Below are 16178 nucleotides of genomic sequence, written 5' to 3'. Positions count from 1 at the left end.
GAACGCGATAAGGCAGGAACCGGACAGCGTGAGAGAACTGGATATTGAAGAGGCGCGGGCCGGGCTGGCCGGGAATTACAGGAATATCGTGTATGTGTATTAACAATATTCCTGGGGATCCCTCAGCACGTAGGGTCGCCATTGATGGCGACCTGGTTGTTACGCCACAGACTTCTTCCGCTTCAAGCCAATCAGCGTTGGGAACACAAACAGCGACTGACCCAATCCACGATTGGTAACCTGCCATACCGCGACCGAACACAGCGAGCAAATCCCGACGATCGCCAGCGGATAGAAACATGCCCACAGAATCGAGAACCACGCCTGCTCAAACAGGTGATGACGCTGCGCAAACAGAATCGCTGACATGCCAAAGAACTCAATGAAGATGCGATGAATCACGTAGATTTGCAGCGTGTTGCGCCCTACCCAATTTAAGTAACTCATCTTGAAATGCGCGTTCAGCCAGCGACACGCGGCTACGCTGCCCAGCACGGCGAGAATGCACAGGAACAGACTCTTATCCAGGCCAAAGATAACGTGCAAACCGGAGAGCGCCGCCAATATGGCCCACGGCACAATGTTTTCGCGACGCCATTCGCTCAGGCGCAACATCATTGGGCTCCAGAAAGCGCCCAGCAGGAAGTACAGAAAATACTGCGCCACGCTTTGTGGTCCCCAGAACGGGATAATCTTCTCTACCGCCAGATAGTTGAGCGCAATCGCGACGACCAGCAAGGCCACCTTCTGCTGTTTAAAGATTTTCGCGCACAAGAAATAGAGCGCTAAACCGTAGAGATACCACGAGGTGCTCATGGCGAGGAACGTAAGCTTAAGAAACTCCAGCAGCGAACCGGCGTACGCCGCATTCAGGTTCTGCGAAATACGCTGCCCGGTGATCTCCGTAGAGATGCCGACAATGGACCACCACTGAATAAAGCCCCACAGAATGTAGAGATAAAACAGATTGGTAATACGGCTGGTAAATACCTGTTTCCACGGGCGATGCAAAATTCCGTTGGTGGCGAGTAAGCCGGAAACAAAGAAAAATGCCGGCATACGTAGCGGCGATAAAACCGTATTAAACTGCACCCATATTTCTGCCGGGATCCACCCAGCCGTCAATAATTTTACCGTCCCTTCAAATCCCGGTAAGACGGTGTGATACAACACCACCAGTAATATGCACGCTCCTTTTAGAGTATTTATCCATGCAATATCTTCTTTTCTGGCGTTATTCATATGATGACTCCGCTGCTGTTGCTGTGTAGGTCTTAAAGGAGAAGGTTGAGGAAATAAGCGTTGTAGCATTTTTTACCCTAAATAATTCGGTTTGCAGAAAGGCGGCAAGTGGGTGAATCCCCAGGAGCTTACTGAAGTAAGTGACTGGGGTTAACACACGCAGCCAACGCAGCTGCAGCCCGAAGTATGACGGGTATGGTTATTCAACGATTATTAAACAGCGGGCGAAGGCATGATGTAGCGAAAGTCCTAAATGTTTTTTTGTGGTCCTGATATAACAATACTTTACAGATCCAGACAAAAATAGAATCATGAGCAGGCTAAGGAAATTTGCCTTAATTAGAGTCACTAAAAGGTTTTTAACTAAAATTAATGTGAATGGCATCACTCTGGCAAATTAAGAACAATCCACCCATTCGTATGCCAATATATATTCAAATTGCAGAGGGGTAATTATTTAATGTGGCAAATGGATAAGCGGAAATAATAGCGTTGTGGTAGAGGGTGAGCATTAAACATATCTTATGTTGTAGGGTCGCCATTTATGGCGACCTGCTATCAAAGCTTTTAGGGCCAGCGAACTGGCCCGGCAGGTTTATTATTGTAGCGGTGCGCTTTTCGTTTCCAGCGTAGATTTGCGCAGCAGGCGCGGATAGAGGAACAGCATGCGGCCCGGCCCACGGTTGAGCAGCGTCCACACCAGCAGTGAGATTGTGGTACAGAGCGCGACGCCGGTAATCGGCATCAACAGTGCCCAGGCCCAGCTAAAGGCGGCATTGCCAAACCAGCCGTAATGCAGCGCCAGCGCAATCGCACTCAGCCCCAGCAATTCAATAAAGATGCGATGCAGCACGTAGATTTGCAGCGTGTTACGTCCAATCCAGTTCAGCCACGCCATATTGAAGCGCTCATTGAGGAAGCGGCATACCACAATGCCAAACACGATGGTCAGCAAGCTGTAGAACGGATTTTTATAGATACCGCCGACGTGGTGCAGGATACCGATCAGCGCAATCGCGCCGAGCAGCAGCCAGTGCTGACGCTTCAGTTCGCTAATCTCAATCAATGCCTGACTAAAGAACACGCCAATCAGGAAGTAGAGGTAGTTCTGCGCCACGCTGGCAGGTCCCCAGCCGGGAATCAGGCTAAACTGCGCGGCGTAGGTAGCAACCACGCCTAACGCCAGCAGCGCCAGCTTCTGGCGGTGAAACAACTTGGTGAACAGGAAGAAACCGGCCAGCGCGTAGAGGTACCACAGGCTGGTCATTGAGGTCATCAGCAGCTTAATGAACTCAAATGGCGTGTCGGCATAGGCGGCGTTTTTAGTGCTGGAAAGCCTCTCCCCCAAATGCGTGGAGATGTAATGAATACTCAGCCACTGAATCACGCCCCACAGCAGGTAGAGATAAACGATGTTGCTGAACTTCTTGGTGAACACCTCTTTCCAGCTTTTTTTGGTGATCGAGCTCGCCGCCAGCAAGCCCGAAACAAAGAAGAACGCTGGCATACGCAGCGGCGACAGGTAGGTATTAAAGGCCACCCACCAGTGCGCAGGCAGCAGACCGGCGGTGAGATGATGCAGCGAAGGGGCGAAGGTGGTGATGATGGAGTGATGTAATACCACCATCAAAATACAGCCCCCTTTGAGGGTATTGATCCAGAGGACCTCTTTCCTGGCAGTTGTCATTGCGATGTCCTAATTGCGCCATGAATTTGTAAAGAATTATTTATATTTACAAAGATGTCTCAATCGGGACTGTCTTAAAAAAGACTTAGCCTAATCCCACAGGTTTTATAACCTTATCGTTTTCAATAAATACAGGGTGTTATCGGAGTGGGATGAAAATATTTTCAGAAGATACTTAGAGAGATTTTACATGTCGAATCAAAAGAAGCGCCGCCATGCTCTGACGACGCTTACGATTATTGGTTAAGAAACTTGTCGAGAAATTGCCGGGTACGAGCCTGCTGCGGATTGCTGAACAGCGCCTGCGCCGCGCCCTGCTCCACGATGCGTCCCTGATCCATAAAGATGGCGCGATCGGCGACGTCACGCGCAAAGCTCATCTCATGGGTGACGATCACCATGGTGCGTTTCTCCTGCGCCAGCGCGCGGATGGTGTTGAGCACTTCGCCCACCAGCTCAGGATCCAGCGCCGAGGTCGGTTCATCGAACAGGATCACCTCGGGACGCATCGCCAGCGCGCGCGCAATCGCTACGCGCTGCTGCTGTCCGCCGGAGAGACGACGCGGGAAACTCTGCTCCTTGCCGTGCAAACCGACCTTTTCCAGCAAACTGCGCGCACGTGCGATGGCTTCCGCCTTCGGCTCGCCCTTGACGATCACCGGCCCTTCAATAATGTTCTCCAGTACCGAACGGTGCGGGAACAGATTGAAGTTCTGGAAGACAAATCCCACCTGCTGACGCAGCTGACGCACCAGCTGCTTCTGCTTATTGAGGCCGAGCGCCGCATCGATAGCGATATCACCCACTTTGATGCGCCCACTTTCCGGCACTTCCAGCAGATTGATACTGCGCAGCAGCGTGGTTTTACCGGAACCGCTCGGCCCAATAATCGCCACCACTTCGCCAGGTGCCACGTCGAGGTCGATGCCGTGCAGCACTGTCTGGCCGTGAAACTGTTTCACCAGCTGACGGACTTCAATTGCACTCATTTGCCCTCCTGATCCTGACGGTTCACATGCGCTTCAAGCCGGTTTTGCAACGCCGACAGCACGGTGGCCATCACCCAGTAGATCAGCGATGCCGCCAGATACATGGTGAACACTTCCAGCGTACGTGAGGTGATTAACTGCGCCTGACGGAACAGCTCCGGCACCTGAATGGTGGCGGCCAGCGAGGTATCTTTCACCAGGCTGATAAAGCTGTTGCCCAGCGGCGGCAGCGCAGTGCGCGCGGCCTGTGGCAGGATCACGCGACGCAGCGTTTGCCACGGCGTCATGCCGATGCTGGCAGCGGCTTCCCACTGTCCACGCTCAATGGCGGCAATCGCGCCACGCAGTGATTCAGAGGCATAGGCGGCGGTATTCAGCGACAGGCCAATCATCGCCGACGGAATCGGGTCCAGCTCAATGCCAAACTGCGGCAGACCGTAATAGATCATAAACAACTGGGCGATCAGCGGCGTACCGCGAAATATCGACACGTAGATACGCGCCAGCCAGTTGATCGGCCAGAAGTGCGACAGGCGCATCAGCGCCAGCACGAAGCCGAGTATCAGGCCGAAGAACATACCGCCGATACTCAGCTGCAGCGTGAACAGCGCGCCTTTGAGTAGAAATGGTGCTGAATCCAGCACCAGTTGTAAGCTTTCCTGCATTATTTAGTGACGTCCGCGCCGAACCATTTTTCAGACAGTTTGCTCAGCGAGCCATCTTTCTGCATATCGGCGATGGCCGCGTCGATGGCTTTCAGCAAGGTGTCGTTGCCTTTACGCAGCGCCACGCCGGATTCCAGACGGGAGAATGCCGGGCCCGCTACCGCCATGGTATCGCCGGTTTTCTTCACCAGATCCAGCGCCGCTAGGCGATCCACCAGAATGGCATCAATACGTTTAGAACGCAGATCCTGATATTTGGTTGGGTCGTCATCATAGGTGCGGATATCCACGCCTTTAACGTTGTCACGCAGCCACTGCTCGTAGTTGGAACCGAGGCCGACGCCGACTTTCTTGCCTGACAAATCCTCCGGCTTGGTGATGCCCGCCGCGTTTTGCTTCAGCGTCAGCGCCTGCACGCCAGAAATGGTGTACGGCGTGGAGAAGTCATACTTCTTCTGACGTTCAGCGGAGATGGTCACCTGATTGATCACCACATCGATACGCTTAGAGTCCAGCGACGCCAGCATGCCGTCCCATTTGGTCGGGCGCAGATCGGCTTTCACGCCGAGGTGCTTGGCCAGCTCCTGTGCGAACTCAACTTCAAAGCCGGTCAGCTGGCCTTTTTCATCCTGGAAGCTGAACGGCGGATAGGTGCCTTCCAGCCCGACGCGCAGCTCACCTTTGCTCTTTACCTGCGCCAGCAGATCGTCTGCGGCGAAAGATTTCACGTTGACGCCCGCGACCAGCGCGACCGCCATCATTCCCATCACCATCTGGCGACGAATCGGAGAGAAAGTCATGTTTACCCCATTTTTTGTGATGTGTTGTGTGCTTTGTTGGTGAATCGGTCGCCATGAATGGCGACCCTACGAAAACCGAGCCAATCCGTTGTAGGGTCGCCATTCATGGCGACCGTTTCTTAATAACCGCCGGATTATAAACCGTTTTTAAAATCTTTCTCAGACCGAAGGGTGATAAGCAAATAACGCAGGCGATCCGCCGGTATGCACAAACAGCAGCGGCCCTTCGCGACGGAAGCGGTTTTGCGCAATACCATCAATTAATCCCGCCATCGCTTTGCCGGTGTACACCGGATCGAGCATGATGCCCTCCAGACGCGCAAGCAGCTTCACCGCCGCCATTCCTTCATCGTTAGGCTCGCCATAGCGCGGCGCGAAGTAGTCATCCCACAAGGTAATCGGCGCTTTAGCCTGCACTTCCAGCTGTTCAGCCAGCGCGCTGCGGATGCGCTCAACCACCGGCAGCTGCGCGGCGACTTTACGTGAAACGGTAACGCCCACCAGCTCGGTTTCCGGCAGCAGCTGCTCCAGACCAATCGCCAGGCCAGCGTGCGTGCCCGCGCTGCCGGACGCCACCACCACCGCGGCGAAATCTACTACGCCTTCGCTCTGATGGGCGATCTCCTGCGCGCACTCGACGTAGCCAAGCGCACCCAGCGCATTAGAGCCGCCGACCGGCACAATATAGGGGCGGAACCCTTGCGCTTCGAGCTGTTCGGCATGAGCGGCCAGCTGTTCAGTGGGATTGTGCAGCGCATCAACCATGACGATTTCCACGTCCATCAGATCGAGCAGCAGGCGGTTGCCGTTGCTGAGGTAGTTTTCAGAGGTGGTGCCAATCGGGTTTTCCAGCAGCGCCACGCACTTCAGGCCGAGACGCGCCGCCACCGCTGCGGTTTGCCGCACATGGTTGGATTGGATGGCGCCCGCCGTCAGCAGCACATCCGCGCCTTCGCGCAGCGCATCGGCCGCCAGGAATTCGAGTTTACGCAGCTTGTTACCGCCCAGCGCCACCGGCGTGAAGTCATCGCGCTTAATAAAGATATCGCGACCCAGATAATCAGAAAGCCGGGGCAAATGCTCAAGCGGCGTGGGTGCACCGAGTAATTCAAGACGGGGGAACTGGTGCAGAAGATGTAAGGACAATGCAGCCTCCATTCGGGCAATGTGCAGTTATCCATACAGTGTTGCAGAAGATGAGAAAAGTCGCACCCGGAATTCAACGTGTGCTGCCCTTGTTGCTGTCATGCTCGACAACAACAAGGGTGGGATCACCCTCAGCCCTGCTGCCAGCCTAAAAACTGGTCATATTTACGCAGTGCAATGCGGTAGTTATTGTTACCCGCATCGGGCAAATCGTTCTCCAGACACTCATGCCAGCTGTTTCCGCGCAAACGATCTGCCGGGAAGTTTTTCGCCTTCAGCATGTCATCAAGCCGACGCAAACGCACCACATACTCACGTATGGTACTGTGGCTCATCTCGGTCTGCTCAAACAGGTATTGCTTAAACGCCATAATGTCGAAGTAATTCGGATGGGTATTACAAAAAATATCGCTGCAGAAACGACACAAAGCGGTCAATTCTGGCTGGAGTTTCATCCACACCTGATCGTCAATCATTTGGTCCATGCGTGCGATGGCCTCTTTATTGATGATCTGGCCGCGAAAGACTAACGCCATACGATCTAAAACTTTGCCACAGTGTGAACAATTGCTTTGGCTGTGCTTATAGTCTTTAAGATAGCGACTTAAAGGTCTGGCTTTAACTTTGGCTCCCATTGCTGAGTCCCCGGTTTTATTGTTTTTTTCGATCGCCAGGAACTGAGTCTGTTAGCGCGCCCCCGATAATCGGGCACGCAGGCGTTTGATCGCCTGACTGTGCAGTTGACTGACGCGGGATTCCCCCACTTCCAGCACCGCGCCAATCTCCTTCAGGTTCAGTTCTTCCTGGTAGTACAGTGTGAGCACGAGTTTTTCACGTTCAGGCAACGCCTCAATCGCTTCAATCACGCGGTCACGTAGGTTTCCTTCCAATAACTGATGAAGCGGGTTGGCTTCCTCGTGCCCCTCCGTCACCAGCTCCGCACTGTCGCCGTGTTCTTCCCGATACTCGTCGTAAGAGAAGAGTTGGCTGTTGTTGGTATCGAGCAGAATCTGCCGATACTCCTCCAGCGAAACATTCAGTCGCTCAGCCACTTCCTGCTCAGTAGCCGAGCGCCCCAACGCTTGTTCTACCTGATGCATGGCCCCAGCGACTTCGCGCGCATTTCTGCGCACGCTGCGTGGCGCCCAGTCGCGACTGCGCAGCTCATCCAGCATTGCGCCCCGGATACGCTGCACGGCGTAGGTGGTAAAGGCGGTGCCCTGCAGCGCATCGTAGCGCTCCACGGCATTTAATAAGCCAATGCCACCGGCCTGCAGCAGATCGTCAAGCTCAACGCTGGCTGGCAAACGTACCTGCAAGCGCAGCGCTTCATGCCGCACCAGAGGAACGTAGCGCTGCCAGAGCGAATGTTTATCCATCACGCCATCGGCGGTATAGAGATCGTTCACGTTGACTACCCTGCGTTAATAAAGTTATCGGCATGATTATCCAATTCTGTAGGGGTTTTGATTGGCAGAATAGGCGGGCAAAAGCGAGGTTATTTCAAATTTGTTATGGATGGCGGTGGATCGCACCGCCATCCGCGTAGCGACTAGCGCAAGTTACGCAGGCGCTCCCGCGTGCCAGGCGGCACCGCATCCCATAATGCGCAAACTTTGCCCTCAAGTGCCTGATAAAAAGGCGTAATCAACGCTTCAGTTTCCAGCGCCGGATTAAACAGCACCTGACCGGTTTCGGCGTTGATGCTTATCATTTTGTTGATAAACAGCCGCTGCAGATCGCTGCGCAGGAACAACCCGTTATCGGCGCTGTTATCGGCCAGAAACCCCTCTTCATTCTCCTGCGTGTCGATGTAACAGGCTTCCACCCACGGCCAGCTGTGCCGCTCGGTTAGCTGCGTACCGGTAATAATGCAGGCGCCATAGCGCGCTTTCACCGCCGAGGTGAACTCCGCCTGGCTGGTGCGCTGCAACACTTTGGCTTTTACGCGTCGCCCCACTTCGGTGCCGGGCATCACGCCGCTCGGCACTTTATATTGCGGCGTGCTCAGTACCACGAGGAATTGGATCTTGCGCGACAGCGGGAAGCAGGGATGCGCCTGCGCATCAAACAGCTGCCAATACTCCTCCTCTTCGGTTTGACGCATCAACACCAGCTTGTAGCCGCGACCGTTTAGCAGATTCTGCGCCGCCGCCGAATTGGGATCGAGCATGGCAAACACCTGGGTTTCCCCCACCACTTTCCAGCGCCCTTCTTTGCGCGCTGCATCGTCACGACGGAAATAGAGAAACGCCTGCTGATTTTTCAAATAGTGTTCAAAGCGGCGCAGATAGTTTTTGCGCTCGTTATCGTCCGAGACAAACAGCAGATCCTCAATCGGACTGTTGATCTCCTCCTGCGCAAACAGCGCGCGGATCACCAAATTGCGAAAGCTGGTCGACGGGCTCAGCAACCCGCGGGCGGTAAGCTCTTTCTCGTCAGGATGCTGCTGCGTGTAGCGCAGGGCAATCTCTTCGAAGGTCAGTAGCTCACCCGGTAACAAGTCATAATTGAAGCGCATAGACACCCCAGAAACGGAAAAATGTGGTTCAAAAAATGGGAATGATTCTGAAGGGAGTTATCGGCAATTGGCAGGCGGACTGTAACAGGTTGGTTACTTTTCTCAGGATGTAGGGTATGCGCTAAAATCGTCCTTTGCCCCACGCATCAATTTGCTTTAGGTCAGCAGGATTAACGGACAAAAAAGCCCCGGCGGAAAACCGGGGCGCACCATTACGCTGCTTTTAACCGCTGCAGGCGCTTCTCACGGCGAATCTTACGCTCTTCAAACACTGCCACCAGCGCCATCAGGGCAATACAGCCGATCGCTGCCGCATCCAGCGCGGCAAAAGTTCCGGCCCATCCGGTTAAGCCAAAGATTGGCGTGCCGTCGGCGATCATCCCCAAGCCTAACTTCGCGAAGCTGTCACCGATCAGGTAAGCAAAGGTGCCTTTGATGCCATCGGCGGCACCGATGGCTTTTTTCGGTACAAAGCCGACGGCAGCGACACCAATAAGCAGTTGCGGACCAAACACCAGAAAGCCCAATGCAAACAGCGAGGCCAGATAAACGTATTGATTGCTGGCATGTTGATAGACACCGAGCGTGGCGATAATCAACGCCAACGCCACACATGCCACCAGCGCACGACGACCATTCGCCAGATCCGATAACCAGCCCCACAGCAGCGTGCCGACTAACGCGCCGACTTCAAACAGCGTGAAGCCCTGAATCGCCACCTCTTTCGACAGTTTTAACTCCTGATAGGCATATACCGTCGACCACTGATCGATACCAATACGCACCACATACAGGAAGATGTTGGCGAAACACAGCAGCCAAATCACTTTGTTTTTCAGCACGTACTCGACAAAGATCTGCCACTTGGTCATCGCCTGATCTTCAGTTTCTTTGTCCTCCTCGCTGATCTCTTCACCAAACAGCTCTTCGGCTTTGCCCAAACCGTAAGATTCAGGTGAATCGCTGCCGTAGCGCAGACCGATAAAGCCGACGACCAGGGCGATCAGTGACGGGAACACAAACATGCCGACCACATGCCCATCGAACAGGTAATTGGCACCAAATAGCGCCACACCGGCTGCACCCGCGCCGCCGAGGTTATGCGAAATATTCCACATGCCCAGATAGCTGCCGCGTTTGCGGCGCGGCGTCCATTTGGTGATGGTGGAGTAGCTACAGGAGCCGCCAGTACTTTGGAAGAAGCCGCTCAGCGCATAAAACGCGATCATCAGAAACAGACTCACCGAACCCGCGCCCATGCTGGCACTGAAGCCCAGCATACAAATTGCCGAGAGAATCAGCATAAACGGCAGGAACTGCTTGGTATTTTTGCCATCGGCGTAGTAGGAAACCAGGGTTTTCCCGACGCCGTAGGTGATGGAGAAGCCGAGCCCAATCATCCCCAGCTGCGTCATGCTGAGTCCGTAGGTGGTGATCATGTCGTTCTGCGCAATGTTGAAGTTTTTGCGGATCAGATACATGGTCAGGTAGCCGATAAAGACCACCAGATAGGACTGCATAAAGGGTTTGAACCACATCTTGCGTCGCTCTTCGAGCGACAGATTCAGGGTCGGCTTGCGCACCTGATTTAAGAAAGCCAGCATGGAGTGCTCCTGATTAATGACCTGCGTGATGGCAGGCATTGTAAAAATCAGCAGCGGTTTCGGCCTGAGACAACTGCCCGGCGCAACCGGGAAAATTTCTTAGTTTTGGCGAAGTAAAGGCAAAAAGCGGGGATGCATCACACTTCCTCGCGCTGGCGTGGCGTTTGCGCATGCAGGAATGGCAATAGCAGCAGGGCCGAAATCCCCGCCGCGCAGGCGATGACCGCGAAAAAGCCGCTCCAGTGCCAGACATCGATCACCCGTGCCAGCGGCCAGCCGGAGAGCGACGCGCCCAGATAGGCAAACAGGCCAACAAATCCGGTCGCCGCGCCCGCCGCATCTTTGTGCGAACACTCCGCCGCCGCCATACCGATCAACATTTGGGGGCCGAAGACAAAAAAGCCGATGGTAAAGAAACACGCTGCCTGCATCACGTGGCTGGCAAACGGCATCAGCCACAGCGATCCCACTGACAGCAAAATACCGGCGGCAAAGATCAGGTTCATCGGTCCGCGATTGCCGTTGAACAATTTATCCGAGCCCCACCCCGCCACTAACGCCCCGCCGAAGCCGCCGAGTTCAAACATGGTGACCGCCGAGTTGGCCGTCACCAGATTCACGCCCAGCGTCTCGGACATGTAGAGATTGCCCCAGTCATTGATGGCGGCACGCACCACATAAACCAGCACGTAACATAGCGATAGCAGCCAGATGTAAGGGTTGAGCAGCACATATTTAGTGAGGATCTCTTTATGACTTAGCCCCGCGCCCTCTTGCTGCTGGGCGATCTCCAGCGCATCGTGGCGCCAGTCACCCACCGGCGGTAAACCCACAGTTTGCGGGCGATCGCGCAGGCGCCAGCAGAGAAAAATACCGGCGACGATCGCCAGTCCGCCGGCAATCATCATGCCGGCGCGCCAGCCATATTGCAGCGCGACGCCACCGACGATCATCGGGATAAGCGCACCGCCGACGTTTTGTGCGGTATTCCACAATGCCCACCAGCCGCCGCGTTCGGTGCGGGAAAACCAGCTGGTTAGCAGACGCGCACAGACCGGCGATCCCCATCCCTGGAAAAACGCATTCAGCACCCATAGTAGCGCGAACGCCCACAGCGAAGTGGAGAAGCCAAACAGGATGTTGACCACGCCCGTCGCCATCAGCCCAATGCCCATGAAATAGCGCGCATTGGAGCGGTCGCTGACGATGCCAGAGAAAAACTTCGACAGGCCGTAAGTAATGTAAAACAGCGTCGCCAGCAGGCCGATGTCTGTGCGCGTCATCACGCCCGCCGCCAGAATTTCCGGCGAGGCGGCGTTGAAGCTTTTACGGGTGAAATAGAACAGCGCATAGCCGAGCCAGATGGTGATCATGATATGGCGCCGCCAGTAGCGATAGCGCGCATCAATGGTCGCGTTATCCTCGATCGGCTGCGCGCTGGCTGGGGCGTTGAGAAATCTGAACATCATTTTTAGGTTATCCCTTGCGCAGCGGTAACGTGACGCTAACGCGCGTGCCGTGGGTGCAGGCGATCCCCAGCGAGCCGCCTAGCGCCGTCACGCGTTCGCGCATGCCGGCAAGGCCAAAACCTTGCTGCGGGGAACCCGCCGGCAAGCCGCAGCCGTCGTCTTCAATGACCAGCAGCAACCGCTCGTCCTGCAATGTGCCTTGCAGCGTCACCGCGCGGGCGCTGGCGTGTTTCACCACATTATTGAGTCCTTCCTGACAGACACGAAACAGCGTGACGCGTTGCGCTTCACTGAGTCGTGCTTCGTCAATGTGCCAGTCGAGATGGCTAATGATGCCGTGCCCTTCCAGCTCCATTTCTCGCATCAGCGAGCGAATAGCCTGCTCCAGCGAGAGATCGTCCAACTGGCGCGGACGCAAGCGCCCCAGCAAACGACGCACGGAGTCATAAATACCCAGCGACAGCTGCTCAATCAACATGCCGCTCTGCTTGACGCCACTTTCCGGGCTGATGCGCTGCATGATCCCGGCCTGGGTGCGAATCGCGGTGATGGTTTGGCCGATATCATCGTGCAGTTCGCGCGCCACTTCGCGTCGTACGCTCTCTTCGGTCTCCAGCAAGCGTTCCGTCAGGCGGCGATTGCGCAGCAACTCGGTTTGCAGCGACTGATTGAGTTCACGTAAACGCTGAATACCTGCGCCCAGCAGCAGCCCGGTAAGACTTTGCGCCAGCAGGGAGAGCAGCAGATCGACCGCGTGATCGTGCCAGGTTTGGCTGGCGATCAGGGCGATGGCGTTCATTAAGGTGGCGATCAGCGCGCCCTGCCAGCCGTAATGCCACGCCAGCGCGATAATCGGCAACGCCAGACAAAATGGCGTGAAGCGCGACAGCTCTGCCGGCAATCCAAGCTGCAACCATAGGCTGACGATAAATAGCAGCACATAACCAAACAGATGGCGCACGCGCCAGTTAACCGGCTGTCCCACCAGCGAAGGGCCGAGCGGCTGCCAGCGGGTGCTGGTGAGGTAGTGCCAGATCACCAAACAGGTGGGTGCCACGGTCAGCGCGCCGGTCAGTGTGAGCAGTACCGCGTTCAAAGCTGCTGGCTGTGCGATCCACGGCAAGGCTTGCAGTAGCGCCGCGCACACCATCGCTCCGCCCTGCCACAGCAAAGTGTGCCAATCGCGCTGATGACGATAACGGGAGATTAATGCCACCGGCAGCAGTGTTAATAAGCTTCCGAGCATCAGCAGCGGCAGATGCGCCAGCGCCACTTCGCGCGATAATCCATACAGCATCAACCACTCGGCACCGAGCAGCACCGGCCAGTAGGCGCGCGGACACTGCAACATCAAACCCAGGCGCAGGCCAAAGGGAAACAGCAACACCGCCAGCTCAGGACGATCCGCCAGATGCAGGCTAATGCTCCACAGGCAAAACCACGCGGCGGAGAAGATACAAAAACTGGCGATGACGGTAATCAGCCGTGAAAAGAGTGGCTGCATTACCAGCCATCAAACATGCGGCGCGCCAGTTCAACGTCGTTGCTGACATTGAGCTTTTCCAGCAAATTGGCGCGATGAACGTGAACGGTTTTCGGCGACAGGCCGAGTTCGGCAGCGATCTCTTTCACTGCTAAACCTTGCGCCAGTTTCTCCGCCACCTGACGTTCGCGTTTGGTGAGCGGATCCTGCCGTGCGGAGGCGAGTTTGATGGCGATATCGGGCGTTAGGTAGCAGCCGCCTTTGGCCACGGTATGCACCGCCGCGATCAATTCATCGGGGCTGCAACGTTTGGAGAGAAAACCGCGCGCGCCGGCGTTGAGCGCCTGCTCCACCAGCGCCGGACTGTCGTGCACCGACAGCATGATGGTCGCCATACCTTTCGGCAGCTGGCTTAGCAACTCCAGCCCGGAAATATCCGGCATCGAGATATCGCAGATGCACACCTGCACGCCGCGCCCCGGTAGTTGATTGAGGGCTTCGCGCCCGGAACCGCATTCAGCAACGACCTGAAAATCCGGTTCCAGCCCGAGTAATTGGGCAAATCCAGAACGGACAATCATGTGATCGTCGATGAGCGCGATGGTGGTCATAAGGTTTCCTGGCGGCGAAAAAACGCGCTTACCTTAGCGATAAGCCGGTAAAGCTTCAAGCGGATTGGGTGGAGATGGCGGGCATGGCGCAATAGATTGCGCTGCTATAGATGGTGCTGACTTGCGGTCGCCATGAATGGCGACCCTACGATGTACCGGCCGTGCGTTTCACTTTTGTGGCGCGAAATGTAATACCGGATGCGTTATCACCCGATGAATTTCCTGAGACGGTGGCTCAGGGAATTGAGCGTTTTTGACAGCCTCCTTAGCGGCAGTACATAAGCCGAGATCGCCGGTTAATACATGGATATCCGTCAGTTGTCCTTTGTCATCCAAATCAAGTCGCACATCACACGTTTTGCCTGCAAAGATATCGACATCAAATAACTGCGTCGTGATGGCATAGTTGATTCCGGCGATATAGCTGTTGAGATCGGTCACAACCGGCGGCGGTGGCACGACCACGTTAGTGCGTGGATGTTTTGCGGTGGTACAACCGGATAACAACAGCATAGCGAAGAGGAAAATACGCATTAAACACGTCCTGTGAAGCGGGAGGATGCTGAGTATAACTGCTTGCGCATAATATGCAGATATAAAAAAACCCCGCCGAAGCGGGGTTTGATAAGCAAGGAGCTTAGAGCGATTAGCCCTGCAGCAGAGACAGAACCTGCTGTGGAACCTGGTTAGCTTTAGCCAACACTGAGTTACCCGCCTGCTGGATGATCTGTGCTTTAGACATGTTTGAAACTTCAGTAGCGTAGTCAGCATCCTGAATACGAGACTGTGCTTCAGACAGGTTAGTGGTGGTGTTGTTCAGGTTGGTGATTGCAGAGTCCAGACGGTTCTGCACCGCACCCAGGCTTGAACGGAATTTGTCTACAGACGCGATAGCTTTGTCCAGCAGAGCCAGTGGATCTGAAGTTGCTGCACCAGTATATGCGCTGGTGTTAGCAGCATCAGCAATATCACCAATGTTGCTTGCTACGTTCTGAGAACCAGTGGTGTCGTTGGTGTTAACCAGCGCGCCTGCATCAGTTTTATAGTCTTTACCCTGAACAGTAACGTAACCCACTGCAGCACCAGTATCATCAGCACCTACTTTCACGTATTTACCGGTCATTGAACCACCAGTAACACCATTTGCACTGTCATCGTAGGTCACATCAGTGGTGTTCAGGGTTACAGTGCCGCTTGCATCGTCAACAGAAACTGAATAGTTGTCGCTACCAGAAGACACAACATAGTTAGCAGTTGCAGCACCAGTAGAATCCTGAACGTTTTTCAGAGACAGTGTGCTTGCATCAACTTTCAGAGCTGTTGCTACTGAAGACAAATCAACAGATTTCAGTGCACCACTCGCACCAACCTGAGTAATTGCATCACTGGTTTTCAGTGCAGTTTTGTCAACACCAAAACCGCTCAGACCCAAAGTTGATGAGTCGATTTTCTGCAGGTTGATATCGATAGTCTGACCATCATTAGCGCCAACCTGGATAGACATTTTACCGTCTTTAGCCAGCACGTTCACGCCGTTGAACTGAGTCTGACCAGATACACGGTCAATCTCGTCCAGACGTGATTTGATTTCGTCCTGGATTGAAGACAGGTCAGAATCTGAGTTAGTACCGTTCTGAGACTGTACAGTCAGTTCACGGATACGCTGTAAGTTGTTGTTGATTTCTGACAGTGCGCCTTCAGTGGTCTGCGCTGCAGAGATACCGTCGTTAGCGTTACGCGCTGCCTGAGTCAGGCCGTTGATGTTAGAGGTGAAGCGGTTGGCAATGGCCTGGCCCGCTGCGTCATCTTTAGCGCTGTTAATACGAAGACCAGAAGACAGACGCTCGATAGAGGTAGACAGAGCAGACTGGTTCTTGTTGATGTTGTTCTGAGTGATCAGCGAGAGGCTGTTGGTATTAATGACTTGGGCCATGATAATTTTCCTGTTAATCAAGTCTTTC

The 16178-nt window shown here is 54.7% G+C and carries 15 protein-coding genes; all 15 read right to left on the bottom strand.

Translation table 11 applies throughout. The features are described from left to right. Positions 1 to 159: 159 nt before the first annotated feature. A complete protein-coding gene (locus AC790_RS17475; RefSeq protein ID WP_007891934.1) occupies positions 160 to 1242 on the bottom strand; it encodes an acyltransferase family protein in 1083 nt (360 codons plus the stop codon). Between the two features lie 598 nt (positions 1243 to 1840). Next, a complete protein-coding gene (locus tag AC790_RS17470) occupies positions 1841 to 2929 on the bottom strand; it encodes an acyltransferase family protein (RefSeq protein ID WP_049852583.1) in 1089 nt (362 codons plus the stop codon). A gap of 236 nt (positions 2930 to 3165) precedes the next feature. Then, on the bottom strand, positions 3166 to 3918 hold the full coding sequence (tcyN, locus tag AC790_RS17465; RefSeq protein WP_007891358.1) for an L-cystine ABC transporter ATP-binding protein TcyN: 753 nt from the start codon (positions 3916 to 3918) through the stop codon (positions 3166 to 3168). Further along, entirely contained in the window at positions 3915 to 4583 is a 669-nt protein-coding gene (gene tcyL / locus AC790_RS17460; RefSeq protein WP_007891363.1) for a cystine ABC transporter permease, read from the bottom strand. Before tcyL ends, tcyN begins: the two co-directional genes overlap by 4 nt. After that, complete coding sequence (gene tcyJ, locus AC790_RS17455) at positions 4583 to 5383, bottom strand: cystine ABC transporter substrate-binding protein (protein ID WP_036621803.1); 801 nt, start codon at positions 5381 to 5383, stop codon at positions 4583 to 4585. Before tcyJ ends, tcyL begins: the two co-directional genes overlap by 1 nt. Positions 5384 to 5542: 159 nt before the next feature. Continuing rightward, positions 5543 to 6529: a D-cysteine desulfhydrase gene (locus AC790_RS17450; RefSeq protein WP_049852582.1), complete on the bottom strand. Its 987-nt coding sequence runs from the start codon at positions 6527 to 6529 to the stop codon at positions 5543 to 5545. A 131-nt stretch (positions 6530 to 6660) separates the two neighbouring features. Beyond that, positions 6661 to 7164, bottom strand: a complete 504-nt coding sequence (gene fliZ, locus AC790_RS17445) for a flagella biosynthesis regulatory protein FliZ (protein ID WP_007891377.1) — start codon at positions 7162 to 7164, stop codon at positions 6661 to 6663. A 51-nt stretch (positions 7165 to 7215) separates the two neighbouring features. Next, complete coding sequence (locus AC790_RS17440) at positions 7216 to 7938, bottom strand: RNA polymerase sigma factor FliA (protein WP_007891379.1); 723 nt, start codon at positions 7936 to 7938, stop codon at positions 7216 to 7218. A 143-nt stretch (positions 7939 to 8081) separates the two neighbouring features. Continuing rightward, positions 8082 to 9050, bottom strand: a complete 969-nt coding sequence (locus tag AC790_RS17435) for an HNH endonuclease signature motif containing protein (RefSeq protein WP_049852581.1) — start codon at positions 9048 to 9050, stop codon at positions 8082 to 8084. Between the two features lie 212 nt (positions 9051 to 9262). Further along, a complete protein-coding gene (uhpT, locus tag AC790_RS17430; RefSeq protein WP_049852580.1) occupies positions 9263 to 10654 on the bottom strand; it encodes a hexose-6-phosphate:phosphate antiporter in 1392 nt (463 codons plus the stop codon). A gap of 137 nt (positions 10655 to 10791) precedes the next feature. Next, positions 10792 to 12120, bottom strand: coding sequence for an MFS transporter (locus AC790_RS17425; protein ID WP_049852590.1), 1329 nt, complete (start codon positions 12118 to 12120; stop codon positions 10792 to 10794). 10 nt (positions 12121 to 12130) lie between these two features. Further along, a complete protein-coding gene (gene uhpB / locus AC790_RS17420; protein WP_049852579.1) occupies positions 12131 to 13627 on the bottom strand; it encodes a signal transduction histidine-protein kinase/phosphatase UhpB in 1497 nt (498 codons plus the stop codon). Then, a complete protein-coding gene (gene uhpA, locus AC790_RS17415) occupies positions 13627 to 14217 on the bottom strand; it encodes a transcriptional regulator UhpA (protein WP_049852578.1) in 591 nt (196 codons plus the stop codon). The genes uhpB and uhpA overlap by 1 nt, the downstream gene beginning before the upstream one ends. A gap of 168 nt (positions 14218 to 14385) precedes the next feature. Beyond that, positions 14386 to 14751: a cell envelope integrity TolA C-terminal domain-containing protein gene (locus AC790_RS17410; protein ID WP_049852577.1), complete on the bottom strand. Its 366-nt coding sequence runs from the start codon at positions 14749 to 14751 to the stop codon at positions 14386 to 14388. Between the two features lie 112 nt (positions 14752 to 14863). After that, positions 14864 to 16150 (bottom strand): FliC/FljB family flagellin, encoded by a 1287-nt coding sequence (locus tag AC790_RS17405; protein ID WP_049852576.1) that lies wholly within the window; start codon positions 16148 to 16150, stop codon positions 14864 to 14866. Between the last annotated feature and the right edge of the window lie 28 nt (positions 16151 to 16178).

This window comes from Pantoea sp. RIT-PI-b (assembly GCF_001187905.1).
GTDB lineage: Bacteria > Pseudomonadota > Gammaproteobacteria > Enterobacterales > Enterobacteriaceae > Pantoea > Pantoea nemavictus.
Note: the sequence above shows the minus strand (reverse complement) of the source record. Positions and strands in the feature narration are given on the sequence as shown.

What these genes read in the sequence shown, in the direction of transcription:
- AC790_RS17410 (WP_049852577.1), bottom strand. Translation starts at nt 14,751, where the DNA reads ATGCGTATTTTCCTCTTCGCTATGCTGTTGTTATCCGGTTGTACCACC.
- tcyJ (WP_036621803.1), bottom strand. Translation starts at nt 5,383, where the DNA reads ATGACTTTCTCTCCGATTCGTCGCCAGATGGTGATGGGAATGATGGCG.
- tcyN (WP_007891358.1), bottom strand. Translation starts at nt 3,918, where the DNA reads ATGAGTGCAATTGAAGTCCGTCAGCTGGTGAAACAGTTTCACGGCCAG.
- AC790_RS17475 (WP_007891934.1), bottom strand. Translation starts at nt 1,242, where the DNA reads ATGAATAACGCCAGAAAAGAAGATATTGCATGGATAAATACTCTAAAA.
- uhpT (WP_049852580.1), bottom strand. Translation starts at nt 10,654, where the DNA reads ATGCTGGCTTTCTTAAATCAGGTGCGCAAGCCGACCCTGAATCTGTCG.
- uhpA (WP_049852578.1), bottom strand. Translation starts at nt 14,217, where the DNA reads ATGACCACCATCGCGCTCATCGACGATCACATGATTGTCCGTTCTGGA.
- AC790_RS17435 (WP_049852581.1), bottom strand. Translation starts at nt 9,050, where the DNA reads ATGCGCTTCAATTATGACTTGTTACCGGGTGAGCTACTGACCTTCGAA.
- AC790_RS17425 (WP_049852590.1), bottom strand. Translation starts at nt 12,120, where the DNA reads ATGTTCAGATTTCTCAACGCCCCAGCCAGCGCGCAGCCGATCGAGGAT.
- tcyL (WP_007891363.1), bottom strand. Translation starts at nt 4,583, where the DNA reads ATGCAGGAAAGCTTACAACTGGTGCTGGATTCAGCACCATTTCTACTC.
- uhpB (WP_049852579.1), bottom strand. Translation starts at nt 13,627, where the DNA reads ATGCAGCCACTCTTTTCACGGCTGATTACCGTCATCGCCAGTTTTTGT.
- AC790_RS17405 (WP_049852576.1), bottom strand. Translation starts at nt 16,150, where the DNA reads ATGGCCCAAGTCATTAATACCAACAGCCTCTCGCTGATCACTCAGAAC.
- AC790_RS17470 (WP_049852583.1), bottom strand. Translation starts at nt 2,929, where the DNA reads ATGACAACTGCCAGGAAAGAGGTCCTCTGGATCAATACCCTCAAAGGG.
- fliZ (WP_007891377.1), bottom strand. Translation starts at nt 7,164, where the DNA reads ATGGGAGCCAAAGTTAAAGCCAGACCTTTAAGTCGCTATCTTAAAGAC.